This window comes from Pseudomonas sp. Sample_11 (assembly GCF_004307505.1).
Lineage (GTDB): Bacteria > Pseudomonadota > Gammaproteobacteria > Pseudomonadales > Pseudomonadaceae > Aquipseudomonas > Aquipseudomonas atacamensis.
Genome location: NZ_RCOD01000005.1, coordinates 41,590 through 48,903 on the forward strand (window position 1 = coordinate 41,590; position 7,314 = coordinate 48,903).

Sequence of the window (7,314 nt, forward strand, 5' to 3'; positions counted from 1 at the left end):
TCTCTGGGAGAGGAACGATGAACAGTCCCGTATCGCGTCGCGGGTTTCTCAAGGGCAGCGCCGTGCTGGGCGGCGGCTTGATGGTGGCGTTCGTGGTGCCCGGGGCCAATCGCTTTGCCCGGGCGGCAGAAAATCAGAACAAGACCTTCGCGCCCAACGCGTTCCTGCGCATCGCGGCGGACAACAGCGTCACCGTGCTGCTCGGCCATTCGGAAATGGGCCAGGGCATCTGGACCGGCCTGACCATGCTGATCGCCGAAGAACTGGACGCCGACTGGTCGAAAATCAGCGTGCAACACTCGCCAGCCTCGGCGGCCGATTACGGCTTGCCGGCGTTTGGCGGCATGCAGATCACCGGCGGCTCGACGTCGACCTGGATGGAATTCGACCGCTACCGACTGGCCGGGGCGACGGCGCGGCAGATGCTGGTGGAAGCCGCAGCGAAACGCTTCGACGTCGCGCCATCGACGATTCGCACGGAGTCCGGCGTGGTGATCGCCGGGGACCAACGCGCGACCTACGGCGAACTGGCCGATGCCGCCGGGCAACTGCCGGTGCCGGATCCGAAAACCATCACTTTCAAGGAAGCCAAGGACTGGAAAGTCATCGGCAAACCGACCAAGCGCCTCGACACCCCGGAGAAAATCACCGGCCGCGCCAAGTTCGGCATGGACGTGCAGTTCGAAGGCCTGAAGACCGCGATGGTCGCCCGCGCGCCGGTGTTCGGTGCCACGGTGAAATCCTTCGAAGGAGCCGCAGCGCTGGCGATTCCCGGCGTGCACAAGGTGCTGCAGGTGCCCAGCGGCGTGGCGGTGGTGGCCGAGCATTTCTGGGCGGCGAAGCTGGGCCGTGATGCGCTCAAGGTTGACTGGGATCTCGGGGCGCTGGCCGACATGAGCAGTGAAAAACTGCTGGAGAGTTTCCGCAAACTGGCGGCGACGCCGGGCACTTCCGCCACGCAGGCCGGGGACGCCAAGGCCAATTTCGGCAAAGCCGCGAAGAAAATCGAGGTCGAATACAGCGTGCCGTATCTGGCCCATGCGCCGATGGAACCGCTCAATTGCGCGGTGAAAATCAGCGCCGGCAAATGCGAGATCTGGACCGGTACGCAATTTCAGACGCTGGACCAAATGGTCGCCAGCAAGATTACCGGGCTCAAGCCCGAACAGGTCGAGATACACACCGAATTCCTCGGCGGTGGTTTTGGTCGCCGCGCCAATCCGACTTCGGATTTCGTCGCCGAAGCCGTGCAAGTGGCGAAAGCGGCGGGCCTGCCGGTGAAAACCGTGTGGGCGCGCGAAGATGACATTCGCGGCGGCTACTACCGCTCGATGTATCTGCACAAGGCGCAGGTCGGGCTGGGCGCCGATGGTTTGCCGATGAGCTGGCAGCATGTGCTGGTCGGCCAGTCGATCATGGCCGGGACGATGCTTGAGGCGACGATGGTCAAGAACGGCATCGATGCCACCTCGGTCGAGGGCGTGGCTGACAGTCCGTACATCAAGGATCTGCCTCATCATCAGGTCGACCTGCATTCGCCGCAGACCGGCATCAATGTGTTGTGGCTGCGTTCGGTGGGCCATACCCACACGGGTTTCGTCATGGAATCGCTGATCGATGAACTGGCGACGGCGGCGGGCAAGGATCCGGTGGAGTACCGGCGAACGTTGCTAAAGGCGCACCCGCGCCACCTTGGCGTGCTCAATCTGGCGGTGGAGAAGGCCAACTGGGGCGCGCCGTTGCCGGACGGGCATGCTCTGGGCGTGGCGGTGCACGAGTCGTTCGGCAGCTACGTGGCGCAAGTGGCGGAGGTGTCGCAGGACAATCTGGCGATCCGCGTGCATCGGGTAGTCTGCGCGGTGGACTGCGGCATTGCAGTGAATCCGCAGAGCATCGCCGCGCAGATGGAATCGTGCATCACCTTCGGTCTCGGCATGGCGTTGCACAGCAAACTCACCGTCAAGGACGGCGGCGTCGTGCAGTCCAACTATCACGATTATCAGGTGTTGCGGCTCAACGAAATGCCGGTGGTGGAAGTGCATATCGTCCCCAGCAGCGAGAAACCCGGCGGCATCGGTGAGCCCGGTGTGCCACCGACCGCGCCGGCCGTGGCCAACGCCGTGTTCGCCTTGACCGGGCAACGCCTGCGCGAACTGCCACTGCAACTGTCGGGGGTGTGAGATGAAACGACATCTTGTGTTGGGCACCGTCGTGTTGCTCGGTCTCGGTGGCTACGCCTCGGACCTGTTTGCCGAGGATCAGGAAGCTCTGAAAGCCTTTGCCACGGTGCAGAAAGTCTTTCAGAGCCCGCGCTGCCAGAACTGCCACATTCCCGGCGATTCGCCGTTGCAGTTCGACGCCGGCATCCCCCACGCGATGAATGTGGTGCGCGGCATGGACGGCAAGGGCGCCGCCGGTTTGCCCTGCGCGACCTGCCACGCTGAAAGCAATCCGCCGGCCAGTTACGGCCCTCATGCGCCGCCGGGTGCGCCACACTGGAGCCTGCCGCCAGCGGCGCACAAAATGGCCTGGATCGGCCTGCCCTCGGACAAGCTCTGCGCGATGATCAAGGACCGCGCGAGCAACGGCGATCGGGATTTTGCCGCACTGTTAAAACACGTCAGCGAAGACAAACTGGTGCTCTGGGGCTGGAATCCCGGGGCAGGGCGCGCACCGGTGCCGGTGCCGCACGATATTTTCGTCGCGCAATTCAAACTCTGGGCCGATGCCGGCGGGCCGTGTCCGGTGGCGCAAATGTGAAGCCTCGGCGATTTAGCGCTACGCTCAACGCATGACTGTCTACGGAGTGTGCGCATGCTGGTGCCCGGAAAGCCTGCCAATGAAGCTGCACGTATCGACGCGCTGCATGGCCTCAATCTCGACTCGGCCCCTGAAGAGCGCTTCGATCGCCTGACGCGCCTGGCCAAGCGCCTGTTCAACGTGCCGATCGCCCTGGTCACGCTGGTCGACACGGATCGCCAGTGGTTCAAGTCCTGTGTGGGTCTGGATGTCAGCGAGACATCCCGCGATGTCTCTTTCTGCGGCCATGCGATTTTGCAGAACGAGCTGATGCTGGTCCCCGATGCGCTGGAAGATCTGCGCTTCCATGACAATCCGCTGGTTACCGGTGCGCCGAATATTCGCTTTTACGCCGGGTACCCACTGACCGTGCCGGACGGTAACAAAATGGGCACCTTGTGCCTGATTGATACCAAACCTCGCCATCTCGATGACGAAGAGCGCGCGCTGCTGCGTGACCTCGCGGAGATGGCCGAGCAAGAGTTGATGGCGGTGCAGATGGCGAGCATGGATGAGTTGACGCTGTTGTCCAATCGCCGTGGTTTCAAGCAACTGGCCCAGCATGCACTGGATGCCTGCGCGCGCCTGAACCGGCCGGCGACGCTGCTGTTTTTTGACCTCAACGACTTCAAGCAGATCAACGATCTGTACGGCCATGCCGAAGGCGACAGCGCGCTGAAGACCTTCGCCGATGTGCTGCGCATTGCCTTTCGCGAAAGCGACGTGGTCGGACGCCTGGGCGGCGATGAGTTTGTCGCGTTGCTGACCGGCTCCAGCCACGTTGAAACCACGCGGATCATGGCCCGGCTCAAGGAAATCCTCGAAGAGCGCAACGCCACGCTGCACCGCGGTTACGCGATTCGCTTCAGCGTCGGCCAGATCGAATACGACCCCACACGCCACGAAACCGTTGATCGGCTGCTCGCCGATGCGGATGGCGCAATGTATGCGCACAAGCAAGCTCTGAAAGGCTGCTAGCACCGCCACCATCGCTGGCGAGCCAGTTCCCACAGACTCCCTTGAATACCGTGGGAGCGGGCTTGCCCGCGATGGCGGTGGGTCAGGAAATTTGACGCTGGCTGGTCGAATGTCTTCGCGAGCAGGCTCGCTCCCACAGGTTTCGATGGCGCGGAGGATTTTTCAGTTCAGGACCATCTCTGTGGGAGCGAGCCTGCTCGCGAAGGCGTCAGCCGATTCATCGCCGGATTCGCCAGTGCTCAGCGCTTGGGCGGGCTCAGCTTCTGGTAAAACGCCAGCCATTTCTCGTGACTGGCCGCGGCATCCTCGAGTTCGGGCATGCGCAACGCGTCTTGCAAGGCTTTCGCTTCATAAGCATCGAACAGATGCCGGACGGCGGTGCTGGCAATGGCGTTGACTCTGTTGGAGGCGAAGGTATCGGGCACGGCGGTGCGTGCCTGTTGCGCCAGTGGTGCGCCCTTAATATCGAGGCGAGTAATGAACGCCTTGCAGGTGGCGTTCAAGCGAGGCTGGGAGCCGTTTTTATAGGCTTCGGCGTCGAGGGGCAGCGTTTTCGCCGCTTCTTTCGCCACCGATGGTTTGAGTAATGCGATGTCGATATCGCGACGCAGCACCACTTCATCTCTGCTGGTGAAAATCTCGAAGACTCTGGTTGGCCACCCATGCAGCAGTGCCAATATGCCAAACGGCGCCGTGCCGGCCTTGGCAAGTTTGTCCGTGGCTGCCGATACTGGCCGCAGGGCGAGCAATTCCAGCGTGTTGTCTTCGAGGTCGAGCCGTTGCGCCAACGGCAACCGGCAGAACGCCTCCTTGAGAATCGCGACATGCGCGTCCTTCATATGCTTGAGGCGCGCCGCCAGCGCTGCATGAAAAGCGCTTGCCACGTTGTTCAGTCTGGGCAGCGAGGCAATCATCGATGGCAGTTGCAATTGTGCATTGCTCGATTGCCATCCCTGCATGTCACCCGTTAGCTTGCCGGCGATGTGTAATTGGCTCAGGGAATAATGTGGCCCGGTTGTATCAGCGTCCGAGGCTGGAACAAACAGCGCCTTCTCTGTCAGGTGAGGGGAATCAGCGAAGATCTTGCGCAGATCGGCGAGGGCAATAGTGGCGGGGGTGGGTGGTGACGACTGGAAGGCCCGGCGGTAAAAATCGTAAATCAGACGATTGTGGTTGCGAAAGAGCAGATCGGCTTGCTTGAGCGTGGCGGCGTCATAGACCGTGACTTGAAAGTCGGCATCGCGCTGGATCAGCCCTCGTGCAACCGCCCAGTCCACTACGACCGAGGCACACGGCTCCTCGCGCAGAAACTTGTAGAAATCAGCCGGCGCCGGGCCTTTCGTCAGCTCGCGCAATTGCTCGTAGGTCATCAAGCGCGCCGCGCCCGGCAGGCGTCTTTCGATATACAGCACGACCTGTTTGAGCCTCACCCAGCGCAGGCAACTCATATAAGGCAGTGATCGAGGAATGCCCCGGATGAGAAACTCCGGCGAGATGCCGGACAATAACAGGTGGGTCGCCAATGTCTTGTTCTTGACCAGTGCGAGTTGGGGTTGCCGGTCGATGAACCGGCGCACTTCGTCATAACTGTCGCCCCAGAAATCACTGCCCTCCAGGCGCTGGGCGACGATTCGGTTTATATCCTCACCGGCGCTCGGTTCCAGGTTGAGAATCAATGCAGCGAGCAACAGCCGTTCGCGGTTGGTGGCCAGAAGGCGTTTTTTGTGAGACGGCGCTCCGAGGTTCTTCACCAACTGGTTGCCCAGCGTCCGTGCGCGCGACGTGATCAGGATACGACTGATCAGGTAGTCGGCTTTTGCCTTGAGGGTATTGAGCGGCAGATCGGTGTCGACCCCTTCACTGAGGTAGTCGATCAGTGGCGGCGAGTCTTCTGGCAAAAAAGCCTGGGTGGTGTCGATGATGCTCTGACGTTGCTGCGCGGTGAACCGCTCGGTCTTCGTCCAGGGTTGACCCAGCAGATACCACTGATTCATGTGTCCGGGACGCATGTGCAGGTTGATCTTGTCCCATTTCGCCAGGGAGAGGGCTTGCTCGACAGTTTTTGGCGACGGTAGCTCGTAGAAACGCAACATTTGCCCGAGGGTGACTTTACCGCTCGAGCGCAGGGCGCCGCCGGCTTCGCCTGCCTGAGCTTTAAGCTGGTCGCGATGAAGTTTCAGATCGGAATGCTTTTCCACCTCAGTCGCCAGGTTGACCCAGCCTTTGGCGCTGGCCGTGCCGACATGACCGGACTCGGTCACCAGCAATTGACTGTCGGCGGGTAACCCGTGCTGTTGCAAGATGGCTTGAAAATCCGCATTGGAGCTGAATATCTGCAAGCGCTCCTGGCCCAGCGCCATCTGCACCGCGAGCGTGGAATCCGGATGGGGCTCGCTGAATTCCTCGTAATCGATTCTGGCTTTGGGTGCCTTGTTCCAGCTCAAAACTTCCAGGCGTCGCACAATATGCCGGACGTCCTCCAGATCGCCGAAGTCTTCGCGATAGCTGCGGATAGGGGTGCCGGTCTGCACGTAGTCACTGACGTAGGGCAGCTCAGGCCAACTGTGATGTCGCAGGCGTTGCGCAAGCGCTTTGGCTTGTCCCGCATCTTCCGGCAGCGCAAATTCATAGCGACGCAGCAGCTCGCCCAATTTCAGGCGCGGGCCTCTGACAGGAGCGGAAACAGAGGCCGAAGCAAGCGTTACCGGCGTATCGAGAAAGCCTCGTTGCTCGAACGGATCGCTCACCAGCAACACCGCATCGATTCGATCGGCGATCGCCCTGAAATCCTCCAGTTGCGCGTTGCGTTCCTTCACCACAGCCGACGTGCTGTGGCCGTTTTCATCGATGGCAGCCAGCCCGCTTTTCTTCAGTTCGGTGAGGATGACGCGGGCCTGAATCTGGTTTTGCGGTTCCGGGTAACCGTAGAACGCCAGCACCACTTGCCGTGGAAAGCGATACAGCGGGTTGGCGGACTTGCCGCCAATATAAGGCAGGCCCAACCCGGCAGGGTCGATGCGTTGGGAAATCGATTGCAGCATCGGCGCCACCTGCCACCAGCCAGAGTCGTCCTCCAGGGTGAAGGTGCGTACGTCGGAGGTGCCATTCGCTGGTGTGCGCGCTTGCAGAATGTCGCCTTTGATTTGCAAGGTATCCAGGTCGATGTGAAAGCGACTGGCCCAGTCGAGAAACTCAGGGCGTTCGAGGGCGGTCCAGTAAAGCTCCATCCATTCGCGCAGCAGGCATGGACGAGGAACCTCCAGCGTGCGCGCCGGCGTGGCGGCGGTGACCACCGGTACGGCGGTCAATTCTGCGATGAGATTGTGGATCAGCGTCTGTTCATGTACCGGTGTGTCGTTCATCTGCGCCTCCCTGGCGGCTGATAAGCATCGAGCACCGAGTATCAAAGGCAGGGCAGGGTCGGTGGCGGTACATATGTAGTGCGGCAACCGTTCTGCAGGCATAAAAAAACCCGCCGGATCCCAGACTGTGTGAAAACGCACTGATGGTGGTTCCAGCAAACGCCCCGACTTGTTC

General features: G+C 61.2%; 4 protein-coding genes. 3 read left to right on the forward strand and 1 reads right to left on the reverse strand.

Going from position 1 to position 7,314, the window contains the following annotated elements:
- Positions 1-17 precede the first annotated feature (17 nt).
- Genes D8U60_RS01245 through D8U60_RS01255 form a run of 3 tightly spaced genes read left to right on the forward strand, consistent with a single transcriptional unit; the run spans position 18 to position 3,777 of the window.
- Complete coding sequence (locus D8U60_RS01245) at positions 18-2,180, forward strand: xanthine dehydrogenase family protein molybdopterin-binding subunit (RefSeq protein WP_130899308.1); 2,163 nt, start codon at positions 18-20, stop codon at positions 2,178-2,180.
- 1 nt (position 2,181) lies between these two features.
- A complete protein-coding gene (locus D8U60_RS01250; RefSeq protein ID WP_122506902.1) occupies positions 2,182-2,760 on the forward strand; it encodes a hypothetical protein in 579 nt (192 codons plus the stop codon).
- A gap of 54 nt (positions 2,761-2,814) precedes the next feature.
- Positions 2,815-3,777, forward strand: coding sequence for a sensor domain-containing diguanylate cyclase (locus D8U60_RS01255; protein WP_071171843.1), 963 nt, complete (start codon positions 2,815-2,817; stop codon positions 3,775-3,777).
- A 239-nt stretch (positions 3,778-4,016) separates the two neighbouring features.
- Here D8U60_RS01255 and D8U60_RS01260 read toward each other — a convergent pair whose 3' ends face one another.
- Complete coding sequence (locus tag D8U60_RS01260; RefSeq protein ID WP_130899309.1) at positions 4,017-7,139, reverse strand: hypothetical protein; 3,123 nt, start codon at positions 7,137-7,139, stop codon at positions 4,017-4,019.
- Positions 7,140-7,314: the final 175 nt, after the last annotated feature.

Coding starts and splice junctions, on each gene's coding strand:
- D8U60_RS01260 (WP_130899309.1), bottom strand. CDS start 7,139: ATGAACGACACACCGGTACATGAACAGACGCTGATCCACAATCTCATC.
- D8U60_RS01255 (WP_071171843.1), top strand. CDS start 2,815: ATGCTGGTGCCCGGAAAGCCTGCCAATGAAGCTGCACGTATCGACGCG.
- D8U60_RS01245 (WP_130899308.1), top strand. CDS start 18: ATGAACAGTCCCGTATCGCGTCGCGGGTTTCTCAAGGGCAGCGCCGTG.
- D8U60_RS01250 (WP_122506902.1), top strand. CDS start 2,182: ATGAAACGACATCTTGTGTTGGGCACCGTCGTGTTGCTCGGTCTCGGT.